Below are 26531 nucleotides of genomic sequence, written 5' to 3' on the forward strand. Positions count from 1 at the left end.
GCTCAGTTTCCGAAGGCCGGGGGAGCCACGACGTCGGGTCGAGCCTCTTCCTCCTCCTTCGGGCGGTCTCTTGGCACGCTGGCGATGATCGACGCGATCGCCACCACGACCATGAACACGTTGAACAGCAGCCCGATCGCGCCGCCGAAGCGCAGTGCGACATTGTCCTGACGGCCGATGAAGAGGCCCCACGACTGGATCAGTTCGGGATTGACGTTCTGGCCCGCGACATACAGCGCGGCCGAGATCGCGACGCCGATCGCATTGCCGAGCGAGGACGCCATCTTGTAGATGCCGGATGCCGCCCCGACTTGCGCATCCGGCACGTTCGAGAGGGCGGCATCCGTCGACGGGGTCGCGTAGAAGCCGAGCCCCACGCCGAACAGGGTGAAGCCGATGAAGGTGAGCACGAGGTACTCGCTGAGGAGCAGGAAGGTGAGCGAGCACATGAGGATGCCGACACCGGTGATCATGCTGCCCCAGAGCATCGGCCTTCTCGGGCCGAAGCGCTGCAGCAGCTTCTCGCCGACCCTGATGGTCAGCAGGATGGCGACGAGGTAGCCGAGCGTGAGCAGCCCCGATTGCAGTGAGCTCAGCCCGCCCGCGATCTGCACGAGCCCGAGCGCGACGATCAGCGTGCCGGCGGCACCGTTCAGCAGGAAGTTCGACAGCGTCGCGCCGGTGAAGGTGCCATTGCGGAACAGCTTGAGGTCGACGAACGAGTTCCGCTTGCGCGTCTCGATCTGCAGGAAGACGAGCCCACTGACGACGAAGATGGCCACGAGGCTCAGGCCGATGAGGCTGAGCCACCCGATGTGCGGGCCCTGCGAGATGTAGATGTTGATCGCCATCAGCATGACGATGAAGAAGATCAGCCCCGACCAGTCGAAGCGCGCATCAGCGTTCTCGGGGTCGCGCTCAGCGCGGGACTCGGGTGTGGCACGGAGCAGCAACAGCGCGAGGATCGACAGCACGATCGAGATCCAGAAGATGGAGCGCCAGCCCAGCGGCGACGACGCCATCAGCCCCCCGAAGAGCGCTGTGAAGCCCGACCCGCCCCACGAGCCGATCGACCAGTACGACAGTGCGCGCTGTCGCGCTTTGCCTTCGTAGAACGCCTTCACCAGCGCCATCGTCGACGGCATGATGCAGGCTGCCGAGAGGCCCTGCACCGCCCGCCCGGCGAGCAGCATGCCGGAGGTGAGCGCGCCCAGGTTCTCGGGCGTCAGCGCGATGATGATCGACCCGGCGATGCTCAAGTAGATGCCGAGATACATGATCTTGGTTCGCCCGATGCGGTCGGCGAGCCCGCCGGCAACCACGATGAAGATCCCCGAGAAGAGCGACGTGATCGAGACCGCGAGATTCGCCAGCGTCTGCTCGACGCCCAGTTCGTCTTTGATGCCCGGGATGACGTTGAGCAGCGTCTGCGCGAACAACCAGAAGTTGATGACCGCGAGCACGACACCGAGCAGCCACTTGTCGGTCGGCCTCCATTCGGTGGCCGCCCGTTCTGGTGCTGAGGTCGTCACGGTGCGACCTCGTTGGTCGCCTGCTTGGAGAGATAGGCGAGCGCCGCGAGCACATGTGCCGAGGTCGCGATGCCGAGGGTCGGATCGATGACCGGCGCGAACGCGGGCGAGTGATTGGCCGGAATGTCTTGCAGCACGGTGCCGCTCGCCACTGCCTTGCGGTAGCGCTCGGGGTTGACCGACCCGACCGTCCAATAGGTGTAAGGGCAGCCCAAGGCATCCGGGAGCTCGCTGAAGTCTTCGGATGCCGTAACGGGAGCGACACGGAACACGGCGTGCTCCCCGAAGTGGCCGGTGAACGCCGCGGTCACTCGCTCAGTGACGGCTGGGTCGTTGCTCGTCAGCGGGAACTGGTCGTAGTAGTCGAACTGCGGGTCGCGAGGCGAACCCGCCGCCGCGCACTCGCCTCGCACGATGCGTTCGATCGACGCCATGACTCGCTTGCGCAGGTCGGGGTCGTACGTGCGCAGATTCAGCAGCAGCTCGGCGCTGTCGGGGATGATGTTCGACTTCGTGCCGGCATTGATCGCACCCACCGTGACCACCGCGAACTGGCCGGGCTGCACCTCGCGCGAGACGATCGCCTGCAATCTCGTGACGATGGATGCCGCCAGCACCACCGGGTCGATCGAAAGATGCGGCATCGACCCGTGAGCCCCGCGCCCGTGCACCGTGATCTTGAGCGAGTCGCCCGCCGACAGCACGGGCCCTGGCGTGGTGCCGATCGTGCCGGCCTCCTGAGGCATCACGTGCTGTGCGAAGGCGACATCCGGTTTCGGTACCTTGGCGGCGAGCCCGTCCGCGATCATCGCACGTGCGCCGGCGGCGGTCTCCTCGCCCGGCTGGAACACGGCCACGTACGTCCCCGACCACGCATCACGGTGGTCGGCGAGCAGCTTCGCGGCGCCGAGCAATGCGGCCGCGTGCATGTCGTGCCCGCAGGCGTGCATGACGCCATCGACGCTCGACGCGTAATCGAGGCCCGTCGCCTCGGTCACCGGGAGCGCATCGATATCGGCCCGAGCCAGCACCGTGCTGCCCGCGCTGTTGGCGAGGATGCCGACGACGCCTGTGCCGCCCAACCGCTGCACGTCGTAGCCGAACTCCGTGAGCCGGCGTTCGACGATGCCGGCTGTGCGATGCTCCTCCATGCTGAGCTCGGGATGCTGATGCAAGTCTTTGTAGAGCTCGCGCTGCCACTCGAGCTCACTGTCGAGGTTCGCCAGCACTTCGCTCGCGTTCGACATCCGAATCGCCTCGCCTTCGTCGTCGCTGGCGGCCGGGGATTCGCTCCGGCTCAGTCGACAACGTACGCTCGACGCGCGCGTGCGCCAGATGACCGCGCGAGGGTTAGCTGCAGGCCCGCGGGTTGCATCCCTCGCGACTGCACGAAACCCTCGCGCGAACGGCAACCGAGCCGAGCCGAGCCGCGCCGAGCCGAGCTGAGCCGCGCCGGTCAGCTCGGCCGAGAAGCGGAGTCCTCCGGCAGACCACCTGCGGCGGCGGCCGCTCCAGCCTCGAGCGGTCCGGGGGTGCCTGGGCACTTGACCGAGTGCAAGGAGAAGAACGCGTTCAACTCGTCGATCGACCGGAACTCGTACTCCTTGGGCCCGTCGCCGCTCGCGAGCCAGAGGAGTGAGTATGAGTCGGCGGTCTCCTCGAGCAGTCCGAGCAGCGACTCGGCGTTCTTGGGGTCGATGGTCGCGTCGCTCACCCGCCACTCTGTCGTGGAGAGTCGCGTGAAGGCGAGACCATCGATGTCGGGTGGCTCGAAGGATGCGGCGGGCTTGATCTTGACGGCGGGCATTGTCGTTTCCGGGAGAGTGCGAGGGCTTGGGGTGAGGGCTCGACGACGTCAGAGGTCGAAGCCGAGTTGCGCCGCGAAGGCTTGCCAGCGCGGCATGTAGATCGAGGCGAGCACAGCGGTGTTCGCCATCGCGATCAGCCCGAGGGTCGCAGCCGAACCGAGCACCACTACGACCAGCTTCGGAAGGGTTCCGACACGCTCCCATGCAGTGCCTGCCGAGCGACCGAGCCGAGCGGCTTGCGTCGCGGCCCGGGAGACCAGTTCCTGCGAGGGCTTGAGGAGCCGCTCGCCGTGTCGCCTGATGTTCCCCGTGTTGAACCGGCTGGGAAACGCTTGAAATGTGGTCATACGAGCCTCCCTGATGAATGTGCTTCGGCGCTCTTGTGGATGCCGGAAGCGGACGTGCGAGAACGAGCGAGAAGAGGCGGCCACCGGGCGGTGCCCGGCAGCCGCTTCTCCTGCGTCGCGCGGCGCTTGGATGCGACACGAGCATCGTCTGCGACCGCGGCGGCGAAGCGCCGATGTCAGTGTGTGGCGTACTCGCGCTTCGCGCTAGGCCGTGACGGCCTTGTTGGACTTCGATGCGGATTCGACCGTGATCTTGCGCGGTCGCGCGCGCTCGGCGATCGGGATGACCACACTGAGCACACCGTTGTCGTAGCTCGCGGAGATGCCTTCGACGTCGACATCGTCGCCGATGGTGAATTGGCGCATATACGAACCGAATGGGCGCTCCTGCGTGAGCCAGCGTGCGCCCTCTCGGGCCGCTGCGGTGCGTTCAGCGCGGATCGTGAGCACATGCCCATCGACGTCAACGTCGACCGAGCCGGGATCAATGCCGGGGAGGTCGGCGCTCAGCACGTACTGCTCGCCCTCTCTGAAGAGATCCACAGGCATGATCCTGGGCTGACGGCTTGTGTCGAAAAGGCTCTGTGCCAGCCGGTCCAACTGAGTGAAAGGATCAAATGACATCGACATAGCCATGACAAATCACCTCTTTTTCACTTGTTTGGACGCCACGTGGCTTCGTGGCTCGGCCCCGATTTTAGCACTCTCATGCGTCGAGTGCTAATGACCGGCTGAGAGTTCGCTGGGTCACGGCTTGATCGCGGTTGCGGTTGAACTCTGTGGATGTGCAGGAAAGAGGGCGCCGGTCTGTCGCTGTATCTGTTCGCTTCGCCTGAGCGTCTTGACGTACGCCATGCGCGACGGAGACTGGGTGTCACGATCTGTTCAACCCGTTGGCGGCGCGTGGCGACCCGAGTCTTGCCGTCGGCACGACAGACGCCCCCGAAAACCGCACCGATCCCGATCCCGAGCCCCAGGGTGACAAGACAGTCTCCGACCCGAAAAGAACCTCTGCGCAAGAGCGGCCGCATCCTCATCGGCTTGTCGGCGTGCGCGGCGGTCGTTGCCGGGATGTCCGTCGTCGCGGTCGGCACCGGGGCGTGGGCGACTGAGGTGGTGGCCCGCTACCCGGGCGAAGCGGCCCAGGTAGGGCCCGACACCGCGGGGGTCCACGTGCAACTGGAGACCGGGTGGTTCCAAGCGCACGAGGACTTCGACATCGTCCTCACTGGGTCGAACAGAGACGCGGTCGAGGGGCGTACGGAGGCCAACGGCTCGGGAGCGCTGTCGTTCACACCAGATGAGCCTCTCGCTGCGGGGAAGTACGCGGTGAAGGTCGAGGAGAACGCGTCTGGCGCGAGCGAGGGCAACGTCATCGACTCGTGGTCGTTCACTGTCGAGGCGCCGTCGAGTCTCGCGGCGAATTCCTCTGGCGGGGCTTCCGCTCACTCCGGCAGCAGCATCCTGCTCGTCGCTCGCGACGGCACGCGCGATTCCTATCTGGCTGAAGTGCTGCGGGCGGAAGGCTTCACAAGCTTCGACACTGCGACGCCCGAGCAGGTGTCGAGCGATCTGCTGGCGGATCGCGCAGTCGTCATTCTCGGTGCGATGAGCTCAACAGGGCCGCACATCTCCGACATCCGGGCCTGGGTGCTAAGTGGGGGAGACCTCGTCACCATGAAGCCACAGGGGGAACTGGCCGAGCTCGCCGGGCTGCAGCCAACCGGTGAGACGCTCGAGAACGCCTACCTGCAGATCGACACCGATGCTCAGCCGGGTGCAGGGCTGACGGCCGAGGCCATGCAGTTCAAGGGGGACGCCCTGCTGTACTCGAGCGGATCAGTGACCGAGACCGTTGCTACGCTCCTACCCGATCCGGCGAACTCGGGGCAGTACCCCGCGCTCACGGTGAGCGACGTGGGTGACGCCGGCGGCCGCATCGCCGCATTCAGCTACGACCTTGCGACCTCGGTCATGTACACGAGGCAGGGCGACCCAGCGGCCGCCGGGTCGGAGCGCGACGGGTCGCCACCGATCCGGCCCAACGACCTCTTCATGGGCTCGAATGGCGAACCCGACCCGCTGGACTTGTCGAGGATCGGCACCCCGCAGGCAGACGAGCAAATGCGTCTGCTGAGCAACGTGCTGGAGGAACTGCACGGATCCACGTCGCCATTGCCGCGGTTCTGGTACCTGCCGCACGGCGAGAACGCCGCCATTGTGATGACGGCGGACGACCACGCGACGAAGGACGGGAGTCGAACGTTCCTCGAGCGGATGGTCTCTGCTGCGCCGAAGGATTGCGACGTCGCCCAATGGGAGTGCGCCCGGGCGAGTGTGTGGCTCGACCCGTCAACCCCCCTCTCCCCAGAAGATGCGAAGCACTACTCCGACCTGGGGTTCGATCTCGGTGTGCACGTCTCCACGCAGTGCGCCGATTGGACGCCGGAGTCGCTGGCCGACGCGTTCACCCGGCACATGCTGGCGTTCCGCGCGAGGTACCCCGACCTCCCCGACCAGAAGGGTCACCGGCTGCACTGCATCGCCTACAGCGATTGGCTCGGCCTGCCGAAGGAGGATCAGAAGTGGGGCATCCGGATCGACATGGATTACTACAACTGGCCGCCGAGCTGGATCGACGGCCATCCGGGATACATGACGGGATCAGCGCTCCCCATGCGCTTCAGCGATGAGACCGGGCGGATGCTAAATGTCTTCCAGCAGGAGTCGCATCTCGTCAACGAGACGTGGAACGGGTCGACGGCGGCCATCGAAGAGCTGATCGACGCGGCCGAGGACGAGCGCGGCTACTACGGCGCGTTCGGCACGCATTTCGACTTCAGTGACAACTTCGATCAGCAGCTCATGGACATCGCGACGCGACGGGGCGTTCCGATGATCTCTGCGCGCCAGTTGCTGGACTTCACCGACGGCCGCCAAGCCTCGATGTTCGAGAACGTGCGCGCGAGTGCAGACGGCGGGCTCGCGTTCGACATCGACGTCGACCCGCTCGCCCAGAGACTGCTGTGGGGCATGCTCCCCGTCGACTCCGGCGACGCGACCTTGGCGTCGCTCACAGCGGACGGAAACCCGGTCGACTACGACGTGAGGCTCATCAAGGGGGTGCGCTACGCCCTCTTCGAAGCGGGTGACGCGCACTACGAGGCGCGATACCGGTGAGGCGATCCGTGGCGCGAGCGATCTCCGCCCGCCACTCCGCCCGCCACCCGGCCCATGACAACGGTCGCGTCCCACTGCTCGGAATGGATCACGGATGACTGGATGCCGGCCTGCTCGAACAGCCGGGCCAGCGCCGGCGCTTGGCGCCCACTGACCTCGATCAGCACGACCCCGCCGGGAGCCATCCACGTCGCTGCTGCTTCGATGACGCGCCGATGAACGTCGAGTCCGTCGTCGCCGCCGTCCAGCGAGACGAGGTGCTCGTGCAGCCGGGCTTCGCGCGGCATGAGCGCCACAGCATCCGTCGGCACGTAGGGGGCGTTCGCGACGAGCACGTCGATCGTTCCGGCGAGTGCCCGGGGAGAGCGTCGAACAGGTCGCCCTCGAACACTCGCTCGGGCGGCAGGTTGTGTCGCGCGCACGCGGCGGCAACCGGGTCGATGTCACTCGCATAGACGTCTGCCCCCGGCACCTCGTGAGCGATCACGGCGCCGATCGCCCCGCTGCCGCAGCACAGGTCCACGACGACATCGCCTTCGCGGGCATCGGCTGCGGCGAGCTCCGCGAGAAACTCCGTGCGACGCCGCGGAACGAAGACGCCAGGCTCGACCGCTACCCGCAACCCTCGGAACTCGACCCATCCCACGATGTGCTCGAGCGGCACACCGGCGACGCGCTCCTCGACGAACCGCTCCAGCTCAGCCCGGGTGGATGCTTCAGCCACGAGAAGGGCCGCTTCGTCCTCTGCGTACACCGACCCGGCCGCCCGCAGCGTCGCGGCGATGGCTGCCGTGTCTGCCGTATCGCGAAGGGCGTTCATCGAGGTCTCGTTGCAGGGCGCATCTCCCTATTGAAACGCTCTCTTCTTGAAACGCTCTCTTCGTCATGGTGACGACCGTGGCCCCGCTACGCCGAAAGTACGTCTGAAGAGCCGCGTCTTTGGTGACAGCCGACGTGTTCACAAATGCATCTGTGGCTGTTGTGTACATGGTTGCTAACATGGCCCTATGAGCACCATCACGTCCGCTGTCACGATCCGCGAGCTGCGCGAGGGTCTTGCGGACACCGTTGGTCGCGTGAGCTACGGGCACGAGCGCGTGCAGATCACCAAGAACGGCAAGCCAGCGGCGGTGCTCATTGGCACCGACGATTTTGAGTTGCTGGAGCAGTTGGAGATGCTGCGTGACGTCGCCGAGTACCGCGCAGCCAAGTCTGCCGATGACGGCGGGCGCGTCAGCCTCGGTGAATTGCTCGCTGAGATCACCGAGTGAGTCGCGACTCGGGTCGCTACCGCGTCGAGTTCACCACCGCGGCCGCGAAGGAACTGCGGAAGCTCGACACGGGAATCCGACGCCGCATCCTGCTCGCTATTGCCGTACTCCAGGGCGACCCTCGCCCCGACGGCTGCAAGAAGCTGGTCGGCGAGAGCAACGCCTGGCGGATCCGGGTGGGCGACTACCGGGTGCTGTACGAGGTCCTCGACGATGTGCTTGTCGTGACGGTGGTCCGGGTGGCGCACCGCCGCGAGGTCTACGAGTAGTCGACCGCGAATAGGCACCGGCAAGAACGAGGCGAGGGCCCAGAGCCCCGCGAAGGTGGGCACGGGAAAAGCAAAACCCCCGCGATGTAGAAGCTGCGCGAGGGTTTCTGGGGTGATTGTAACGATCACCCTTGTGGCTCCGTTGGCAATGCCGCAGCATCGCCAACGGCCAGTACCGCAATCTCGATACGGATGCCGCGGCCGTCATCGCGCGGCAATCGGCTGCGAATTCTGCGCGCTGATCAATCTGTCGGTGGCTTCCGGAGCGCACAACGCCGAGGGCGGCAGCCGCATGCAACCGCCTATCGCCCGAAGGTCAGTGTTCTCACTTCGAGTCGATTGTCTTTGTCACCGCTGCGCCCTTCACCAGGAGATCCATGACTTCCGCGAGATCTGCGTTAGTTGAACTGCCGTGCTTGGTTGCATCCCGGTTGGAGAATCGGGAAAGAATATTCTTAACGAAAACGGTGTCACCTACTGCAGTGCGCGCTTTCGAACGCTCGCCACTCGCTGCTCCGGCATAGAAGGGCTCTATCGCAGCCAGGGCCAGCGTTACCTCTTCGGCACTGTCAGCCTCCTTAAAATGCCGTCGCGCTTCGCTAGATAGAAAGGTTCCGACGCCCGCCAGCGTGAGTATGAGTGCGCCACGGAGAATCCCGTCGCCCACGGTCAGTTGCATCCCGCGGCCGATCGTGCTCACGAGTATGTAAAGGCCGGTGGATAGTGCTGCGAAGAAAGCGAGCATCGACCCCCACCTCAGCCAGATGGCATTGAGGCGTTCGCGTTTCGCCCGACCGGCCCATTCGGTGGCAGTCAGGAGGCCAGCCGCGTGCTCGACCAATCGACGTCCTACGGAAGCAGAGCCAGCGAGAAGGCTAATGTGTTCGGTGAGCTTATCGTCAAAGTCTTTGTCCTTGGAGCTCCGCTCGACCGCCCAGGCATCCAGGCGGTTGTTCCACTCGAGTTCGAGATTTTCCGCAGCCGTGGCAGTGACTTGACTGATCGTCGCCGCGTCCTGCTTGATCTTTGTGTTCTGGTCGTCGACGGTCTTCGCTAGTTTTTCTAGGCCTGCTTCCATGCCCGACAGCTGTTTCGTGAGACGGTTAGCCTCGCTGCGCAAACTGGCCAGCGTGTTCTCGCGAAAACTAATCGCTTGGTCTAGCGCGTCGATGTATTTCTGTCCCACTTGCCCAGGGGGCGGCCCGGGTAGGTCCCGCACCAACTGCGTAACTGCCGGAAGACTGTTCCGGGTGAATTGGCTGAACTGCCCCTCATCCGCGGCCAGACTGTTTAGGTGGTCCCGAAGAGAGTTCAGAACATCGTCGTAGAGGAGCGGGGAGGGGTTGCGTCTCGAGCGAGCTGCCGCTCGCAGCACCTGAATTACGTCGGTCCGCTTTGACTCCAGGTCCGCCGTGGAATATCTGGCGGTCTCGAGAGCCTCGATCTTAAGCGTCAACATGGCCCAAATTCCGTGTTGCTTGTACCGCTCAATCCCGCTTGTGCTCATGTTTCGAAACATACCGGCTCGCGTCGCGACCGGCGTCGCGACAGCCTGAGTGCACCTCAGGTTCCTGCCGGGAGCACTGTTGGATGCTCCTTGATCCTGTGTGAAGCATTTCGGGACGGTCGTTGGATGTGCACCAGCTCTGAGTAGCTGTACGTCAAGCAGTCAAGCTCGCACAAGTTCTCGTCGGACAGCGCCGACGGGTCGTTCAGCCCCGGGCGCCCAAGTGGCATGCAGTCAAGGACGGTGTCAAAGCCTTCCCGGAGCACGAGCGTCCTCTCCACTCGCACGACCTTCGCCACCCTCCGGCGGTAATGCCGGGGTATCTGCGCCGGACGTTCAAGCGATCCCTGGGCATTCGTCTCTCGCAGTGACTCAGGTCTACGCGGACGCTCGCCGCAATGCCGCGATGGCGCGATGCCGCCAAGCGTGGGGCGAACGCGCTGTCCGCGTGCGGGCAGAAATCGATGCGTCAACGTGTCGGAGGTGAGGCGCCGACGCTCACCGGTCGAGGCCTAAATGTTTCCCACGGGTACCGGAGCCCCCGAGGGGATTCGCGGTCTGACCGCGGAAAAGCAAAACCCCCGCGATGTAGAAGCTACGCGAGGGTTTCTGGGGTGATTGTAACGATCACCCTTGTGGCTCCGACCGGCATCGATCCGGTGACCTTTCGATTTTCAGTCGAACGCTCTACCAACTGAGCTACAGAGCCAGAGGTCGAAGATTTCGGCCTCAGTAGGAGAAAAGCCCCTTGAAAGGGGCTTTTCGCCAGAGCGACCCTGACGGGACTTGAACCCGCGACCTCCGCCGTGACAGGGCGGCACGCTAACCAACTGCGCTACAGGGCCTAGCTATTCAATTCTATACGTGACCCCAACGGGATTCGAACCCGTGCTGCCGCCGTGAAAGGGCGGTGTCCTAGGCCACTAAACGATGGGGCCGTGAAGTGTGAACCTCTTAGCTTGCCGAGGGTCAATCATACGTAACGAGCCTGAAGATGCAAAACCGAGCGGCGCTCGGCTCTCAGGGGCCGCTCGGCTGCTTCCGTGACCCGTGCGACGCGCCCGCGATGAACCCAGAGTTGCGGCATCCGTCGCATAGTTTCAAGTGGTTGTTGAGACTTTCGGGCTTTCTGCCCTTAGGATGCTGGAAGTCAGTGTTGACCGAGTTGATGCTGTTGACAGTGTGAACAACGTTATAAACACCAGCGCAGGGGAACGCGCGACACTGGTATCTGGGGAGCGATGGAAGCCAACGAGTTGCACTCGCAGCACGCCGAGCAGGGCGAAGACCGCGCCGACCGCCAAGGAGCAGGCCGGCGCTTCTTTGCGCGTACGACAGCGACCGAAGCACGGACAGCCAGTGCTTCCGCGACCGCGAGCCGCCGGGTGCGCTGGCGGCGCAGCCCTCTCGTCGCGCTTGTCGTCGCCGTCGGCATCCTCTTCTCAGGCGCGATCGTCGACGCGGCTTCTGAGCCGGCCTATGCCGCCGACTATCCGAGCTGGGACGACGTGCGCAAGGCCCGCGCGAACGAGACGGCGAAGAAGGCCGAGATTTCGCGCATCCAGACGCTGCTGAAGAACCTCGAGGCCGACGTCGCCGCGAAGACCGCTGCCGCGGAAGAAGCAGGCTACGCCTTCGAAGAGGCCGACCTGGCGTTCCAGGAGGCGGCACTCAAGGCGCAAGACCTGCAGGCTCAGGCCGACGCGGCCGGCGAGATCGCCGCGACCTCGCGTCAGCAGGCCGGCCAGATGGCCGCGCAGCTGTCGCGTCAGGGCGGCGGCAACCTCAGCGCCAGTCTGCTCGCGAACCCCGGCGACGCCGACGACCTGCTGCAGCGTCTCGGCTATGCCAGCCGCATCACGAAGCAGTCCGAGGGCCTGTACGTTCGCGCGCTGCAAGACATGAACACCGCGCAGTCGCTGGCCGACCAGGCGGAGGTCGCCCGGGAGGTGCGCGAAGAACTGCGCGCGGAGGCCGAGGCGAAGCAGATCGCGGCACAGCAGGCGGCGGATGCCGCGAACGCGGCGCTCGCCGAGCAGGAGGAGCACGCCGTGGTGCTGCAGGCTCAGCTCGAAGTGCTGAGCGTCGCTCGCGCGAACACCGAGGCCGAGTACGCCGAGGGCGAGCGCATCCGCAAGGAGGCCGAGGCGAGGGCGGCTGCCGCCCGCGCCGCAGCGGCCGCTGCTGCCGCGGCGAACGGCGGTGGGGGATCGACCAGCACCCGCGGGCCGGTCAACGGCTGGGTCTGGCCCGTCAACGGCTGGATCACCGGGCACTACGGCAACCGTCTGCACCCGGTCTACAACTACTGGCGCCTGCACACCGGCACCGACATCGGCGCTGGCATGGGCACGCCCATCTACGCCGCTACCGGTGGAACCGTGACCTACGCTGGCCGTCTCGGCACCTACGGCAACTTCGTGCTCATCAACCACGGCAACGGCATATCGACCGGGTACGCGCACATCCGCGACGGCGGCATCATGGTGCGCTACGGCCAGCAGGTGCAGACCGGGCAGCAGATCGCGCAGGTCGGGTCGACCGGCGCCTCCACCGGCCCGCACCTGCACTTCGAGGTGCGCATCAACGGCGTCGCCACGAACGCCGTGACGTACTACCGCAACCACGGGATCCCGATCGGCTGACCAGTGATCGACCGGGGGACATCGAGGTGGGGGCATGCGACGCCGTAGGGCGACGCTGCTCGCGCTGCTGACCGCGACGAGCCTCGGCATCGGGCTCGGCGTCACGGCCGCGCACGCGCAGCCCGACTTCCCCACCTGGGAAGAGGTCGAAGCCGCACGGTCAGACGCCGCGACCGCTGCGCAGAAAGTGGCCGAGCTCGAGGCGCTGGTGGCATCGCTCTCGTCGGATGCCGCAGCCTTCGGCCAGCTCGCACTGCAGCGTGGCGAGGAATACAACGCCGCGGTCGTCGAGCACGAGCGCGCGGTCGAGCGCGCCGCCCGCTTGCAGAAGCAGGCCGACTCCGCTCGCGAACGGGCAGAGACCTCGGCTCGCCGCGCCGGACAGCTGCTCGCGCAGCTCTCGCGCTCCGGGGGCGGCGACCTCACGCTCACACTGCTCGGCAGTGGCGCGTCGAGCTCCGACGAGCTGCTGCGCGGCATGGGGCGGCTCAGCCAGCTCAGCTCGCAGTCGAGCTCGCTCTACGGGCAGGCGATCACGGAGCGCAACGTCTCGCTGGCGGCGCAGCGGTCAGCGGATGCCGCGGCAACTGAACGCGATCGGCTCGCCGAGCGCGCGGCATCCGTCTTCGCTGCCGCTCAGGCTCGAGCAGCCTCGTCGTCGACCGCTGCTGGGCAGCAGTCCGCCGTGCTCGATGAGCTGTACGCGCAACTCGCGGCGCTGAAGGGAACGAGCGCTGCTGTCGAGCGCGGCTATTACGAGGGCCTCGAGTGGGAGCGCCGTCAGAACGCCGGCGCTCCTCCGGCGGTGCCGCCGCCGCTGCCCAGCCCTTCACCGGCACCGGCGCCGGCTCCATCACCGAGCCCGTCGCCGTCGCCGTCGCCTTCGCCCAGCCCGGCGCCAGGGCCCTCGCCCTCACCCTCGCCGAGCCCTTCGCCGTCGCCGTCGCCATCGCCGTCGCCGAGTCCGGAGCCGACGCCTCCGCCTCCTCCGCCGACGCCCTCACCCGGTGCCGTGCAGACCGCGATCGCGTTCGCCAAGGCGCAGCTCGGAAAGCCGTACCAGCTCGGCGGTCGAGGCCCGACCTATTGGGACTGCTCGGGGCTCACCCTCATGTCGTACAGCGCCGCGGGCGTCAGCATCGGCACGCACTCGGCGACCAACCAGTACAACACCATGGCCGCCCGCGGACGTCTCGTGCCGTACAACCAGATGATGGCCGGCGATCTGCTCTTCTACTCGGCCGGCGGCTCCACTGGCGCTTCGAAGTACCACGTCACGCTCTACCTCGGCGGCGGCCAGATGATCGAAGCGCCGTATCCCGGTGAGACCGTGCGCATCAAGCCTGTGCGCTACGGCGATCTCGTGCCCTACGTCGGCCGCCCGACCGGCTGAGCCCGCGGACGCCTTCACACGCTCCACGGCTCCGGTCCAGCATCCGCCCCCTCCTCTCTTCTCCCTTTGCCCTTCTCCCTGCTCCCTTCGTCGTTCTCCCTTCGCCGAGATGACAAGATCTGCGGTGTTTTGGCGGCAGGAGTTGCAGATTTTGGCATCTCGGCGGAGGTGTGGGCGCACGCGACCGGGCAGGGATGCGCACGGATGCGGGCGGCACCGCGCGTTGGCGGCAACCCGCGCGTGGCGGCACCCCGCGTTGGCGGCACCGCGCGTTGGCGGCACCGCGCACGGGGCACCGCATTGGCGGCACCGCGCACGGGCGGCACCACGCACTAGCGGCACAAACGCGGAGCGGGGGCCGCCCGAAGGCAACCCCCGCTCGATGCGAGTCTGAGGCGTGCTGAGCGGCCAACGCTCGGCACCACCCCGCGAAACTCAGTGCTGCTCAGCGAACGCCTTCACGCCGGCCTCGATGATCGCCTCAGCCTCGGCGGCGTCGCCCCAACCCTCGGTCTTGACCCACTTGCCGGGCTCGAGGTCCTTGTAGTGCTCGAAGAAGTGCTCGATCTCCTTGCGGGTGTACTCAGGGATGTCGCCCACGTCTTGAATGTGGTCCCAGCGCGGGTCCTTCGCGGGCACCGCGATGACCTTGGCGTCGCTGCCGCCGTCGTCGGTCATGTTGAACACGCCGACCGGCCGCACCTTCACGCCGACGCCCGGGAACAGCGGGTACTCGAGCAGCACCAGCACGTCGACGGGGTCGCCGTCGAGGCCGAGGGTGTTCTCGAAGTAGCCGTAGTCGGTCGGGTACACGAACGTCGTGTAGAGCACCCGGTCGAGGAACACGCGGCCGGTCTCGTGGTCGACCTCGTACTTGTTGCGGCTCCCGCGGGGGATCTCGATAACGGCGTCGTAAGCGCCCATATGACGTGCTCCTCAGGGTGGATCGAATGCTGCGTTAACGTTACTGGATGCGCTCTGTGCCGCCCGAGCCGGCTGCGGAGGCCGCCGTTGGGCAGGCCTCCGACCCCGCTGCCCGACCAGCGCCGCGACGTCCGCGGCTCACTCCGGCGATCGCCGACGTGCGTCGCGCCGTGCGAGGGGTGCTCGTTCGGTGCCTCGACGCCGAGGCGCGCACTCCCGACGACCGACAGCGGACGGATGCCGGCAACGCCGCCCCGCCCCGCGATGTCACGCCCGCGGCATCCGCCCCACACGCCCCCGACGGCGCGACCGCAGACGCGACCCGAGACCAAGCAGACGGCCGCCTCGTGCTCGTGGCGCTCAGCGGCGGACCCGACTCGCTGGCGCTCGCCGCCGCCACGGCGTTCGAGGCACCGCGCCACGGTTTGCGTGCCGGTGCCGTCATCGTCGACCACGGATTGCAGAGCGGATCGGCCCTGGTCGCAGCGAATGCCGCGGCGACGGCGCGCGCCCTCGGCCTCGACCCCGTGGTCGTGCGGCGCGTCGAGGTGGGCGAAGCCGGAGGGCCGGAGGCGGCCGCCCGCGACGCTCGCTACTCAGCACTCGCCATCGTCGCCCAGGAGACCGGCGCGGTCGCCGTGATGACCGGCCACACGCTCGACGACCAGGCGGAGACCGTGCTGCTCGGTCTCGCCCGCGGCAGTGGGGGATTGAGCCTCGGCGGCATGCGCGAGTGCGTGCCGCTCGCCGCTGCCACATACGCGGGTGAGCAAACTGGCGGCCCGCAGCTCGCTCGGCCGCTCTTGCTGAGGCCCTTGCTCGGCATCCGGCGTTCGACGACTGAGCAGAGCTGCACCGACCTCGGTCTCACCGCCTGGGCCGACCCGCACAATGACGACACCTCATTCACGCGCGTGAGAGTGCGCACCGAAGCGCTCCCCGCTCTCGAGCGCGCGCTCGGCGCCCATGTCGTCGAGGCGCTCGCGCGCACCGCCGATGTGCTGCGTGAGGATGCCGAGGCGCTCGACCGCTTCACCGATGAACTCATCGAGGAGCTCGCCGAACTCGAAGAGGGCGGGCTCTCGCTCCCCGTCGCAGCGCTCGCCGCGAACCCGGCCGCGCTTCGCAACCGGCTCATCCGCAAGGTCGTCGATGCCGAGTTCCACCGGTCGCTCAGCCGCGCGCACACGCTCGAAGTGGCGCGCCTCGTCACCGACTGGCGGGGCCAGGGAGCACTGCATCTGCCCGGCATTAGAGTGGAACGCGTCGGCGACCGCGTCGTGTTCACCGCCGCCCCGCTCGGGCACGACGCCGACGCATGACGCAAACCACACGCCAGCACACGCGCCGCTAGCACCCTGGAGATTGCATATGGAGCTCGCCGACGTCCGCGATGACCTCGACCGCGAACTGATCTCCGAACGCGAGATCGTCGACAAGATCGCCGAGCTCTGCCGAGCGATCGAGCGCGACTACGAAGGTCGGCGTCCACTGCTCGTCGGTGTGCTCAAGGGTGCCGTCATGGTCATGGCCGACCTCGCGCGCGAGCTCAAGCTGCACGTCGACATGGACTGGATGGCGGTCTCGTCGTATGGCAAGAGCACCCAGTCGAGCGGTGTCGTGCGCATTCTCAAAGACCTCGACTCCGACCTCGCCGGCCGCGATGTGCTGATCGTCGAAGACATCATCGACTCGGGCCTCACGCTGAGCTGGCTGCTCGGCAACCTGCAGAGCCGCGGGGCCGCCTCGGTCAAGGTGTGCGCGCTGCTCCGCAAGCCCGACGCAGCGAAGGTCGATGTGCCGGTCGAGTACGTGGGCTTCGACATCCCGAACGAGTTCGTCGTCGGCTACGGCCTCGACTATGCCGAGCGCTACCGCAACCTGCGCGGCATCGGCGTGCTCGCGCCCCACGTCTATTCCTGATCGGGCGGATGCCGCGACCGGCCGACCGCGTGAAGCACCGCTTCTGACTCGCTCGTCGCCGACCTCGCGCCGACCGCATCCGCCTGCACCGCATCCGCCTGCAGTACCCCTACGGCGAACACGAGGGCTGAGCACAGTCGCCGCGCGCTAGCCTGGCAAGACTATGGATTTCAAGCGCCTCTTCCGCGGCCCGGTGTTCTATGTGCTCGTGGGCGCCATCGCCGTGTGGATCGGCTTCAGCCTGATCACCGGCTCGGGGTTCCGTGAGGTCACCACGCAGCACGGACTCGACCTGCTCAAAGGGACCAACGTCGAGAAGGTGCTCATCGTCGACGGTGAGCAGCGAGTCGACCTCACCCTGAAGAAGGCCGACGGCGACAACGGCACACAGGTGCAGTTCTACTACGTCGCGCCGCGCGGCGACGAGATCGTGCAGGCCGTCACGGACGCCAAGGATGTGCAGTTCGACGACCAGGTGCCGCAGACGAACTGGTTCATGAGCCTGCTGGGCCTGCTGCTGCCGTTCATCATCATCGGTCTCATCTTCTGGTTCCTGCTCTCGAGCATGCAGGGCGGCGGCAGTCGGGTCATGCAGTTCGGCAAGTCGCGCGCGAAGCTCGTGTCGAAGGAGAGCCCGAAGGTCACCTTCGAGGATGTCGCGGGCGCCGATGAGGCGATCGAGGAACTGCAGGAGATCAAGGAGTTCCTCAAGGAGCCCGCGAAGTTCCAGGCCGTCGGAGCGCGCATCCCCAAGGGCGTGCTGCTCTACGGCCCTCCCGGCACCGGAAAGACGCTGCTCGCCCGCGCCGTCGCTGGTGAGGCCGGAGTGCCCTTCTACTCGATCTCGGGTTCTGACTTCGTCGAGATGTTCGTCGGTGTCGGTGCCAGCCGCGTGCGCGACCTGTTCAACCAGGCGAAGGAGAACGCGCCCGCCATCATCTTCATCGACGAGATCGACGCCGTGGGTCGTCACCGTGGCGCCGGCATCGGTGGTGGCAATGACGAGCGCGAACAGACGCTCAACCAGTTGCTGGTCGAGATGGACGGCTTCGACGTGAAGACGAACGTCATCCTGATCGCGGCCACGAACCGTCCCGACGTGCTCGACCCGGCGCTGCTGCGCCCCGGCCGATTCGACCGCCAGATCACCGTCGAGGCGCCCGACCTCAAGGGCCGCGAGCAGATTCTGCACGTGCACGCCAAGGGCAAGCCCATGACCGACGATGTCGACCTGGCCGTGCTCGCCCGCAAGACCCCCGGATTCACCGGTGCAGACCTCGCGAACGTGCTCAACGAGGCAGCGCTCCTCACCGCCCGCAGCAACGCCCAACTCATCGACAACCGCGCCCTCGACGAGGCCGTCGACCGAGTGATGGCGGGCCCGCAGCGGCGCACGCGCATGATGAACGACAAGGAGAAGCTCATCACCGCGTACCACGAGGGCGGGCACGCCCTGGCGGCGGCGGCGATGCGGCACACCGACCCCGTCACCAAGGTGACGATCCTCCCTCGCGGTCGCGCGCTCGGCTACACGATGGTGCTGCCGGTGGAAGACAAGTACTCGGTGACGCGCAATGAACTGCTCGACCAGCTCACCTACGCGATGGGCGGCAGGGTGGCCGAGGAGATCGTGTTCCACGACCCGACCACCGGCGCATCGAACGACATCGAGAAGGCCACGTCGATCGCTCGCCGCATGGTGACCGAGTACGGCATGAGCGCCGAGGTCGGCTCTGTGAAGCTCGGCCACGGCTCGGGCGAGCCCTTCCTCGGGCGCGACATGGGTCAGCAGCGCGACTACTCCGAATCGATCGCCGAGACCGTCGACTCCGAGATCCGCAGGCTGATCGAGACCGCGCACGACGAGGCGTGGCAGGTGCTCAACGAGAACCGCGACATCCTCGACAAGCTCGCCTCCGAGCTGCTCGAGAAGGAGACGCTCGACCACCTGCAACTCGAGGCGCTCTTCGCCGATGTGCGTAAGCTCCCCGAGCGCCCGCAGTGGCTCTCGAGCGAGAACCGTCCCTCGTCGAACGTGCCCCCGGTGGCGATGCCGTCGAAGGCGCCCATCGACCAGGACGCCACTGAGGGGCGAGTCGCCTCCGATCGGTCGCGCAAGGTCGGCGAATCGGCCGCCCGAGTCGGTGCGACGGGAGACGAAGCCGCCGGCGCCCACGGCGCGGACGCCCCCAACATCGACGAGCACGTGCGAAACTCCGAGGAGCACAGCGGCCCCGCCCTGTCCAGCGGAATCACGACCTAGGCAGGCAGAGAGTGTCCGAGCAGCACGCGATGCAGCGAGAGTCGCACGGAGCACCGGCATCCGTGCCGACCGACCGACCTGTGGACGCGGCGGCGCTCGGCACGGCGACGGGCGTCGATGTCGCTCGCGTCGAGGCCGCGGTGCGCGAGATCGTCGCCGCGCTCGGTGGCGGCCCGACGCTCGAGCGCACGCCCGAGCGCGTGGCCCAGGCGTACTCCGAGTTCTTCGCGGGCATCGGCGTCGATCCGCTGGCCCATCTCACCGATACCGTCGCCGTCGGGCCGGAGACCGGTGAACTCGTGCTGCAGCGCGACATCGAGTTCCGATCGATGTGCGAGCACCATCTGCTTCCGTTCATCGGTGTGGTGCACGTCGCGTACGTTCCGGGTGAACGGGTCGTCGGCCTCGGCAAGCTCGCGAGGGTCGTCGAGACCATCGCCTCGCGTCCCCAACTGCAGGAGCGGCTCACCGAAGAGATCGCGGATGCGCTCGAGACCGGCCTCGACCCGCGCGGCGTGCTCGTGGTCGTCGACGCGCAGCACAGCTGCGTCTCCGCGCGCGGCACGCGACAGGCGGCGAGCACCACCGTCACGATGGCGAGCCGCGGTGAGCTCGCCACCGCCGCGCACCGTGCCGAGGTGATGGCCCTGATCGGCGGCATCGCGTGACGCTCATCATGGGCATCGTCAACGTGACGCCCGACTCGTTCAGCGACGGCGGACGCTGGTTCGACGCGGATGCCGCCATCGGCCATGCCGTCGAACTCGTCGCCGATGGGGCACACATCATCGACATCGGTGGTGAATCGACCAGACCCGGCGCCGAACCGCTGACCTCCGACGAGGAGTTGCAGCGGGTGCTGCCGGTTGTCACCGAGTTGGCGGCTCGCGGCATCCGCGTGAGCATCGACACCATGCACGCCGCGACCGCGACGGCATGCGTGGAGGCTGGTGCCGAGTTCGTGAACGACGTGTCGGGCGGGCTCGCCGACCCGGATATGTACTCGGCGGTCGCGGTTACGCCGGCCACCTACATCGCGATGCACTGGCGGGGGCTCCTTGGGCGCACCGATTCGACGCCCGACGACGAGCGCGCCCGGTACGAGGACGTCGTCGACGAGGTGCGGGCCGGTCTCGAGCGGCGGATGACGCAGGCCGTCGCCGCGGGAATCCCACTGGAGCGCATCGTGCTCGATCCCGGGCTCGGGTTCTCGAAGCAGCGCGCGCACAACTGGCAGCTGCTCGCGCGCATGGACGAACTGCGCTCGCTCGGACGGCCGCTGCTCATCGGCCACAGCCGCAAGCGCTTCCTCGGAGACCTCGCGGGCGATCGCGACGTGGCGACCTCGGTGGTGAGCGCACTGAGCGCGGTCTCAGGCGCATGGGCTGTGCGCGTGCACGATGTCGCCTCGACGAGAGCAGCCCTGGAGGTAGCGGATGCCTGGACCTCTGGGCGCGAGGCGCATCCCGGGCATGGCGCAGCGCTCGAGCCGCGGCTCGAGGCTGACGGAGAGCCCGCGTCTGCGGGAGAGCAGCGGGAGCGGCTCACATGACGCGCTCGCTCGACCGCATCACCATCACGGGCCTGCAAGCGCGTGGGCACCACGGCGTATTCGACTTCGAACGGCGAGACGGTCAGACGTTCATCGCCGACGTTGACCTCGAACTCGACCTCAGTGCCGCTGCCGCGAGCGATGAGCTGGAACGCACCGTGCACTACGGCGAAGTCGCCGGCGACGTGGTGGCCGTCATCGAGGGAGAGCCGCACGACCTCATCGAGACGCTCGCCGAGCGCATCGCCGCAGTCGTGCTCGCACGCCCGGCGGTGCAGCGCGTCACCGTCACGGTGCACAAGCCCGAGGCGCCGATCGCCGTGCCGTTCCGCGACGTCTCGGTCACCATCACCCGCGCCCGCCGCCCCGCCGCCGCCCCCGCCGACGCCGCTACTCCCACGCTGTCGCCTGCCCAAACCTCCGCCCAAGCGTCCGCCGAGATGACACGTTCTGCACCGGAATCGGCGGAATCGCAGCAGAAAGTGTCATCTCGGCGAGCAGGTGGGGCGGATGCCGGGGCTCACGCGGTCGCGGCGTTGTACCCCGTCGCAACGACATCCGGCCCCGTCGCGGCATCGCGTCGCGAGACGGTGCGCGCGGTCATCGCGCTGGGGGCGAACCTCGGCGATCGGCGCGCGACCCTCGAGCGGGCGGTGCGCGACATCGCTGCGACCCCCGGCATCCGTGTCGATGCCGTCTCGACGTTCATCGACTCCGTTGCGATCACGCTGGAGGGCCGTGACGAGACGGTGCCCGGCTACCTCAACGGTGTCGCTCTCGTGACCACCTCGCTCGCCGCGACCTCGCTGCTCGACGTGATGAACGCCATCGAAGACGCGCACGGCCGCGTGCGGGCCGAGCGCTGGGGATCGCGCACGCTCGATCTCGACCTCATCGACTACGGCGGCCGCACGCTTGAGAGCGAGCGACTGACGCTGCCGCATCCGCGCGCTCACGAGCGCGACTTCGTCCTCGAACCGTGGTTCGAGGTCGATTCCGACGCGACCCTGCCCGGGCGAGGAGCGGTGCGCGACCTGCTTGCGGCGCTCGGCCACTCGCAAAGGCTCGGCCACTCGCAACGACGCGACGACTCGCAACCGCTCGACGATTCCCAGCGAATCGACGCCGCACGGCGAGAGGGCGCACAGTGAAGCGCACCGGCCCGGTCTCACTGCTCGTGCTCGCCGTCATCGGGCTCGCGGCAGGCATCATGCTCGACACTGGCCTTGCGGCGGCCGGACGCCCGGTCTTCGTGCCGCCGATCACCCTGGCCGTCGCTCTCGCGCTGATCGGCGCGGTGCTCGTCGCGCTTGCCCGGCCGGTGCGCAAAGCCGTGAAGGCACGCACCCTCAACGCGATCGATCCCTTCTACGCCATCCGCGTGCTGGTGCTCGCCAAGGCGTCGAGCCTCGCCGGTTCGCTCATCGGCGGCTTTGGCATCGGCGTCATCGTGTACCTGCTCAGCCGGAGCGTCGTGGCCGCCGGTGGCGCAGTGCTGCTGTCCGCCGCGAGCGTGGTGGGCGGCGCCGCTCTCGTGACCGGAGCCCTCATCGCCGAGCGCATGTGCTCGCTGCCGCCCGGCGACGAGCACGGCGACGGTGACTCGAATGCTGAGAAGGATGCCGCGCGACGCGCCGGTCGTGAGCGCGAAGAGGACGGTCGCAACGATCGGCGCGCCGGCGATCCTCAGGATCGTTCCGATAGCTGGAGTGGTCGAGTCGGCCGAGACGATCCGTTCGGGCCCCGCCGCTAGAGTCGAACACGCGCTGCGGGTGCCTCACGCGCCGTGCGCCGCCGAACCAAGAACCCTTGTGAGCCGTAGTGAAAGGCCGCCGTGTCCCACGCCCTCCCCACCCGCCTCGATCTGCCCGAGCACGAATGGCAGCGGGTGTCGCCGCGCTACATCGTCGTCGAGCTGATCGGCAACGTCATCGCGGCGATCGTGCTCGGTGGCGGGTTGAGCCTGCCGGCGCTGTTCACTGGTGAGACGTGGCTGTGGGTCGTGCCGGCGGCGATCGTCGTGGTGTTCATCATCGTGATCGCGCTCACGCCGCGCCGCGTGCGGTCGATCGGCTACCGCCTGCGCGGTGACGACCTGCTGTTCCGCCGCGGCATCCTCTTCCAGCGCTTCGTCGCGGTGCCCTATGGGCGCATGCAGCTCGTCGACATCAACCGGGGCCCCATCACGCGTGCCATGGGCCTGAGCGAACTGAAGTTCGTCACCGCCGCGGCATCGACCAATGTGACGATCCCCGGGCTGCCGCACACCGAGGCCGAGCGCCTGCGCGACGAGCTGATCGCGCTCGCCGAGACCCGGAGGGCTGGTCTGTGACCGACGCAGACCCGCGATACCCCGTGCCGGATGCCGGCGGTGCGCCCCCCGCATCCGATGGGCGCCCGTACACCAGCGGCAGCACGGGCCTCGCCGACGGCGAGTGGCACAGGCTGCACCCGGCGACGCCGCTGCTCAAGGGCGGGATCGCCCTCATTGCGATCGCCGGCGTCATCATCGCCAACGCGCGCGAACGCATCATCGACTCCTTCATCGGCGCAGGCGAATACAGTGGCGATCCGGTCGACTGGATCATCGGCGAGGGATTGCTCGGGTGGGCGCTGCTCGTCACCGGCGCCGTGCTGCTGATCGTCGTGGCCGGCTTCTACTTGAGCTGGCGCATGCACAGCTTCCGCATCACCGACGAGTTCGTCGAGGTGCGGAGCGGCATCCTCTTCCGAACGAATCGCCGGGCGCGGCTCGACCGCATCCAGGGCATCAACGTGGTGCGCCCATTCATTCCGCGCATCTTCGGCGCCGCGAAGCTCGAGGTCAATCAGGCCGGCGACGACGCGAATGTGCAGCTGTCGTACCTGCACAGCAAGCAGGCCGACGATCTGCGCCGCGACATCCTGCTGCTCGCCTCCGGCACGAGACGAGCGGCCGAGCGGTCGACGGCTGCCGCCGCGAACGGGGGCGTGATCGGGGAGCGCATCAGCGAGTTCCTCGCTCCCGAGCTCGATCCGGATGCCGCGCCGCCCGAGTCGGTCGTGCAGCTCAACCCTGGCCGGCTCGCCGGCTCCCTCGCCCTCAGCGATATCTCCATCGCCATCGTCGCGATGCTGATCGCGGTCGGTGTCTCAGCGTTCATCACTGGTGAGTTCTTGCTGCTCGTCGGTTTCGTGCCGGGCCTGCTCGCGCTCGGCGGTGTGCTCGTGTCGCGGTTCACCAAGTCGCTGCGGTACTCGATCGCGGGCACCGAGGATGGCGTGCGGGTCGGGTTCGGACTGCTGTCGACGAGCAATGAGACGCTGCCGCCCGGCCGCATCCACTCGATCCAGATCAGCCAGACGCTGCTGTGGCGGCCCTTCGACTGGTGGCACATCAAGGTCAACCGCGCGTCGCGGTCATCGACGAAGGGCGCGGCCGGCCAGGAGAACACCACGATCCTGCCCGTTGGCGACCGCCTCGACGTGGCGCGGGTGCTCGCGCTCATCGCGCCAGAGGTCGGCGACCACGAGCACATCATGCGCGGGCTGACGTCGCGCGGCGATGACGAGGGCTGGGTGAACTCACCGGTGCGCGCGCAGGCGCTGCGCTGGTTCAGCCGGCGACGCAACGGGTTCACGCTTGTGCCAGGCGGAGTGGTGATCCGGAAGGGCGCGATCTGGCGCACGCTGATCATCGTGCCGCAACCCCGGGTGCAGAGCACGAGCATGCGACAGGGCCCGGTGCTTCGATCACTGCGACTCGGCGCCCTGCACGTGCACACCGTCGCCGGCCCCATCACCCCATCCCTCGGCGCCATGGACATGGACGAGCTCGGCACCGCATTCGACGAGATCGCAGCGCGCACAGTCGAGGCCGCGGCATCCGATCGATCGCACCGTTGGAGGTCGGAGTCGATGGTCGCGGTCGAGGAACCACTGACGCAGCCGCTCGCGCAGCACTCGCCTGAGCAGCTTCGGCAGCCGGAGCAAGGCGCGCCATTCCAGCAGCCGGCGACCGACATGCCGCCCCAACAGGCGGCGACCGAGTTCGACACCGGATCGAGGGAGCACTCGCAGTGAACCGGCGAGCGGGGCGCCTGGGGGTGGGCATCATCGGCGCGGGTCGAGTGGGCCCCGTGCTGGGCGCGGCACTTGCGGGAGCCGGGCACGCCCTCGTGGGCATCGCGGCTGTGTCCGACGAGAGCCGCGAACGGGCCGACGCCATGCTGCCCGGCGTGCCGATCCTCGAGGTGCCCCGGCTCATCGAGGTGAGCGAACTCGTCATCATCGCAGTGCCGGATGCCGAGCTGCCGGGCCTCATCGCAGGCCTCACGGCGGCGCGAGTCTGGCAGCGCGGACAGCTCGTGCTGCACACCTCGCCCCGGTTCGGCATCGACGTCTTGGAACCGGCGCTGGAGGCCGGAGTCATCCCGCTCGCCGTGCACCCCGCGATGTCGTTCACCGGCACGAGCATCGACCTGGCCCGCCTGCGCGAGAGCTGGTGCGCGGTCACGGCGCCGGTGCCGGTGCAGCCGATCGGCCAGGCACTCGTCGTCGAGATGGGGGCCGAGCCGGTGCTGATCGACGAGCGCGATCGGTCGGCATACGCCGAGGCGATCGATACTGCGACGGGGTTCTCCAGCGAGATCGTGCGGCAGGCGGCCGGCATCCTGCGCAGCGTGGGTGTCGAGCGTCCCGGCGCTGTGCTGGGCCCGCTGGTTCGATCGGCGATCGACAACGCCCTCGCCGCGGCGGGAGAGCATGACCCCGACCCGGTGGATCCGACCGCGTTCGAGCCCGACCTGGAACTGGACTTGCCGGCGTTCCCGGGGCCTGCCGGCCACAGCGGCACCCGCGATGATCCCGACGGCGGCACCCCAGAGCATGACCCGACCGGCCCGGAGGATGAACGATGACCCAGTCGATCAGTCGTCCAGAGGTGATCACGAGCATCGCGGCCCTGCGCGAGCGCCTGCGAGGCGCCCGAATGCAGGGCGCCGACATCGCACTGGTGCCGACGATGGGCGCGCTGCACGACGGGCATCTCGCGCTCGTCGATCGTGCGGTGCAACTCGCGGACACCGTCGTGGTGTCGATCTTCGTCAACCCGCTCCAGTTCGGCGCGGGGGAGGACCTCGATCGCTACCCGCGTACCCTCGAGGCCGACCTCGAAGCGCTTACGACCCGTGGTGCGCACCTCGTCTTCGCTCCGTCGGCGAGTGAGATGTACCCGCATGGCGAGACCGCCACGCGGGTCACCGCAGGGCCCGTCGGATCGACGTTCGAGGGAGCCTCGCGGCCCGGCCACTTCGACGGGATGCTCACCGTGGTGGCGAAGCTCTTCAACATCGTGCAGCCGCGCGTTGCGGTGTTCGGTGAGAAGGACGCTCAGCAGGTGTTCCTGGTCAAGCAGATGGTCGCCGATCTCGATCTCCCGGTCTCGATCGAGGTGGTCGACATCGTGCGGGAGGCCGGGGGACTCGCGCTCTCGAGCCGCAACCGCTACCTCAGCGACCAGGAACGTGAGCAGGCGCTCGCGCTCTCCCGTGCACTGGCGGCGACTCACGATGCCGCGACGGAGGGGGCAGGGGTCGACGCGGCGCTCGACGCCGGCCGCGAGGTGCTGGGCACGGCATCCGGAGTCGATCCTGACTACTTCGAGATCGTCGACACGGCGACGTTCGAACCAGTCGGGGCCCGCTTCCGAGGCGATGCACGCGCTGTGGTGGCGGCGCGAGTCGGCTCGGCCAGGCTCATCGACACTCGCGCGGTGCGCTTCGCCTGAGGCCTGAGGCCTGAGGCCTGAGACCTGAGACCTGAGACCTGAGGCCTGAGGCCTGAAGCCTGAGGCCTGAGGCCTGAGGCCTGAGGCCTGAGGCCTGAGGCCTGAGACCTGAAGCCTTACGCTGGCGCCAACTCCTGGAGCCCGACAGCC

The 26531-nt window shown here is 67.6% G+C and carries 25 protein-coding genes and 3 tRNA genes; 16 read left to right on the forward strand and 12 right to left on the reverse strand.

Annotation, left to right across the window (positions count from 1 at the left end):
• Nucleotides 1–2: 2 nt before the first annotated feature.
• From ABV606_RS07105 to ABV606_RS07125, 5 genes are all read right to left on the reverse strand, one after another.
• Nucleotides 3–1532 carry an MFS transporter gene (locus ABV606_RS07105; RefSeq protein ID WP_353987198.1) on the reverse strand — a complete coding sequence of 510 codons (1530 nt, stop codon included), beginning with the start codon at nt 1530–1532 and terminating at the stop codon, nt 3–5.
• Nucleotides 1529–2779 carry an amidohydrolase gene (locus tag ABV606_RS07110; RefSeq protein ID WP_353987199.1) on the reverse strand — a complete coding sequence of 417 codons (1251 nt, stop codon included), beginning with the start codon at nt 2777–2779 and terminating at the stop codon, nt 1529–1531. Before ABV606_RS07110 ends, ABV606_RS07105 begins: the two co-directional genes overlap by 4 nt.
• Before the next feature lie 209 nt (nt 2780–2988).
• Entirely contained in the window at nt 2989–3339 is a 351-nt protein-coding gene (locus ABV606_RS07115; RefSeq protein WP_281488234.1) for a hypothetical protein, read from the reverse strand.
• Nucleotides 3340–3387: 48 nt separating this feature from the next.
• The gene (locus ABV606_RS07120) at nt 3388–3687 is read right to left on the reverse strand and encodes a hypothetical protein (protein WP_353987200.1); all 300 of its coding nucleotides are present in this window, start codon (nt 3685–3687) and stop codon (nt 3388–3390) included.
• 204 nt (nt 3688–3891) lie between these two features.
• Nucleotides 3892–4317 carry an Hsp20/alpha crystallin family protein gene (locus tag ABV606_RS07125; protein WP_353988796.1) on the reverse strand — a complete coding sequence of 142 codons (426 nt, stop codon included), beginning with the start codon at nt 4315–4317 and terminating at the stop codon, nt 3892–3894.
• A gap of 441 nt (nt 4318–4758) precedes the next feature.
• On the opposite strand from ABV606_RS07125, the gene ABV606_RS07130 reads away from it, so the two are divergent.
• Nucleotides 4759–6867 carry a hypothetical protein gene (locus ABV606_RS07130; protein WP_353987201.1) on the forward strand — a complete coding sequence of 703 codons (2109 nt, stop codon included), beginning with the start codon at nt 4759–4761 and terminating at the stop codon, nt 6865–6867.
• On the opposite strand, the gene ABV606_RS07135 is transcribed toward ABV606_RS07130, so the two are convergent.
• Together ABV606_RS07135 and ABV606_RS07140 are read right to left on the reverse strand one after the other, a co-directional pair.
• On the reverse strand, nt 6846–7052 hold the full coding sequence (locus ABV606_RS07135; protein WP_353987202.1) for a hypothetical protein: 207 nt from the start codon (nt 7050–7052) through the stop codon (nt 6846–6848). The two genes, ABV606_RS07130 and ABV606_RS07135, sit on opposite strands and share 22 nt — an antisense overlap.
• Nucleotides 7028–7687, reverse strand: a complete 660-nt coding sequence (locus ABV606_RS07140; protein WP_353987203.1) for a methyltransferase — start codon at nt 7685–7687, stop codon at nt 7028–7030. Before ABV606_RS07140 ends, ABV606_RS07135 begins: the two co-directional genes overlap by 25 nt.
• Before the next feature lie 187 nt (nt 7688–7874).
• Between ABV606_RS07140 and ABV606_RS07145 the strand changes: the two genes are divergently transcribed.
• Nucleotides 7875–8138 (forward strand): type II toxin-antitoxin system Phd/YefM family antitoxin, encoded by a 264-nt coding sequence (locus ABV606_RS07145; RefSeq protein ID WP_353987204.1) that lies wholly within the window; start codon nt 7875–7877, stop codon nt 8136–8138.
• Nucleotides 8135–8407 carry a type II toxin-antitoxin system RelE family toxin gene (locus ABV606_RS07150; RefSeq protein WP_353987205.1) on the forward strand — a complete coding sequence of 91 codons (273 nt, stop codon included), beginning with the start codon at nt 8135–8137 and terminating at the stop codon, nt 8405–8407. Before ABV606_RS07145 ends, ABV606_RS07150 begins: the two co-directional genes overlap by 4 nt.
• A gap of 325 nt (nt 8408–8732) precedes the next feature.
• On the opposite strand, the gene ABV606_RS07155 is transcribed toward ABV606_RS07150, so the two are convergent.
• The 4 genes from ABV606_RS07155 to ABV606_RS07170 all read right to left on the reverse strand — a co-directional run bounded on the left by ABV606_RS07155 (nt 8733) and on the right by ABV606_RS07170 (nt 10852).
• On the reverse strand, nt 8733–9593 hold the full coding sequence (locus ABV606_RS07155) for a hypothetical protein (RefSeq protein ID WP_353987206.1): 861 nt from the start codon (nt 9591–9593) through the stop codon (nt 8733–8735).
• A 957-nt stretch (nt 9594–10550) separates the two neighbouring features.
• Nucleotides 10551–10623 (reverse strand) — tRNA-Phe (locus tag ABV606_RS07160).
• A gap of 62 nt (nt 10624–10685) precedes the next feature.
• Nucleotides 10686–10759: transfer RNA gene (locus ABV606_RS07165), tRNA-Asp, on the reverse strand.
• Between the two features lie 20 nt (nt 10760–10779).
• Nucleotides 10780–10852 (reverse strand) — tRNA-Glu (locus tag ABV606_RS07170).
• Nucleotides 10853–11155: 303 nt separating this feature from the next.
• Between ABV606_RS07170 and ABV606_RS07175 the strand changes: the two genes are divergently transcribed.
• Nucleotides 11156–12559 carry a M23 family metallopeptidase gene (locus tag ABV606_RS07175; RefSeq protein WP_353987207.1) on the forward strand — a complete coding sequence of 468 codons (1404 nt, stop codon included), beginning with the start codon at nt 11156–11158 and terminating at the stop codon, nt 12557–12559.
• Between the two features lie 34 nt (nt 12560–12593).
• A complete protein-coding gene (locus ABV606_RS07180; RefSeq protein WP_353987208.1) occupies nt 12594–13952 on the forward strand; it encodes a C40 family peptidase in 1359 nt (452 codons plus the stop codon).
• A gap of 435 nt (nt 13953–14387) precedes the next feature.
• Here ABV606_RS07180 and ppa read toward each other — a convergent pair whose 3' ends face one another.
• Nucleotides 14388–14876 carry an inorganic diphosphatase gene (gene ppa / locus ABV606_RS07185; protein WP_281488242.1) on the reverse strand — a complete coding sequence of 163 codons (489 nt, stop codon included), beginning with the start codon at nt 14874–14876 and terminating at the stop codon, nt 14388–14390.
• 47 nt (nt 14877–14923) lie between these two features.
• On the opposite strand from ppa, the gene tilS reads away from it, so the two are divergent.
• The 11 genes from tilS to panC all read left to right on the forward strand — a co-directional run bounded on the left by tilS (nt 14924) and on the right by panC (nt 26381).
• On the forward strand, nt 14924–16198 hold the full coding sequence (gene tilS, locus ABV606_RS07190) for a tRNA lysidine(34) synthetase TilS (RefSeq protein ID WP_353987209.1): 1275 nt from the start codon (nt 14924–14926) through the stop codon (nt 16196–16198).
• Between the two features lie 49 nt (nt 16199–16247).
• Nucleotides 16248–16799: a hypoxanthine phosphoribosyltransferase gene (gene hpt, locus ABV606_RS07195; protein WP_281488243.1), complete on the forward strand. Its 552-nt coding sequence runs from the start codon at nt 16248–16250 to the stop codon at nt 16797–16799.
• Nucleotides 16800–16962: 163 nt separating this feature from the next.
• On the forward strand, nt 16963–19062 hold the full coding sequence (gene ftsH, locus ABV606_RS07200; protein WP_353987210.1) for an ATP-dependent zinc metalloprotease FtsH: 2100 nt from the start codon (nt 16963–16965) through the stop codon (nt 19060–19062).
• An 11-nt stretch (nt 19063–19073) separates the two neighbouring features.
• Nucleotides 19074–19730: a GTP cyclohydrolase I gene (gene folE, locus ABV606_RS07205; protein WP_353987211.1), complete on the forward strand. Its 657-nt coding sequence runs from the start codon at nt 19074–19076 to the stop codon at nt 19728–19730.
• The gene (folP, locus tag ABV606_RS07210; RefSeq protein ID WP_353987212.1) at nt 19727–20614 is read left to right on the forward strand and encodes a dihydropteroate synthase; all 888 of its coding nucleotides are present in this window, start codon (nt 19727–19729) and stop codon (nt 20612–20614) included. Before folE ends, folP begins: the two co-directional genes overlap by 4 nt.
• Entirely contained in the window at nt 20611–21765 is a 1155-nt protein-coding gene (gene folB, locus ABV606_RS07215; RefSeq protein WP_353987213.1) for a dihydroneopterin aldolase, read from the forward strand. Before folP ends, folB begins: the two co-directional genes overlap by 4 nt.
• On the forward strand, nt 21762–22367 hold the full coding sequence (locus ABV606_RS07220) for a DUF3180 domain-containing protein (protein ID WP_353987214.1): 606 nt from the start codon (nt 21762–21764) through the stop codon (nt 22365–22367). The genes folB and ABV606_RS07220 overlap by 4 nt, the downstream gene beginning before the upstream one ends.
• Before the next feature lie 81 nt (nt 22368–22448).
• Nucleotides 22449–22946, forward strand: coding sequence for a PH domain-containing protein (locus ABV606_RS07225; RefSeq protein WP_353987215.1), 498 nt, complete (start codon nt 22449–22451; stop codon nt 22944–22946).
• Entirely contained in the window at nt 22943–24676 is a 1734-nt protein-coding gene (locus ABV606_RS07230) for a PH domain-containing protein (protein ID WP_353987216.1), read from the forward strand. The genes ABV606_RS07225 and ABV606_RS07230 overlap by 4 nt, the downstream gene beginning before the upstream one ends.
• The gene (locus tag ABV606_RS07235; protein WP_353987217.1) at nt 24673–25512 is read left to right on the forward strand and encodes a Rossmann-like and DUF2520 domain-containing protein; all 840 of its coding nucleotides are present in this window, start codon (nt 24673–24675) and stop codon (nt 25510–25512) included. The genes ABV606_RS07230 and ABV606_RS07235 overlap by 4 nt, the downstream gene beginning before the upstream one ends.
• Nucleotides 25509–26381, forward strand: a complete 873-nt coding sequence (panC, locus tag ABV606_RS07240) for a pantoate--beta-alanine ligase (RefSeq protein ID WP_353987218.1) — start codon at nt 25509–25511, stop codon at nt 26379–26381. The genes ABV606_RS07235 and panC overlap by 4 nt, the downstream gene beginning before the upstream one ends.
• Nucleotides 26382–26531: the final 150 nt, after the last annotated feature.

Origin of the sequence: Ruicaihuangia caeni, from assembly GCF_040536845.1 — a bacterium.
Lineage (GTDB): Bacteria > Actinomycetota > Actinomycetes > Actinomycetales > Microbacteriaceae > Ruicaihuangia > Ruicaihuangia caeni.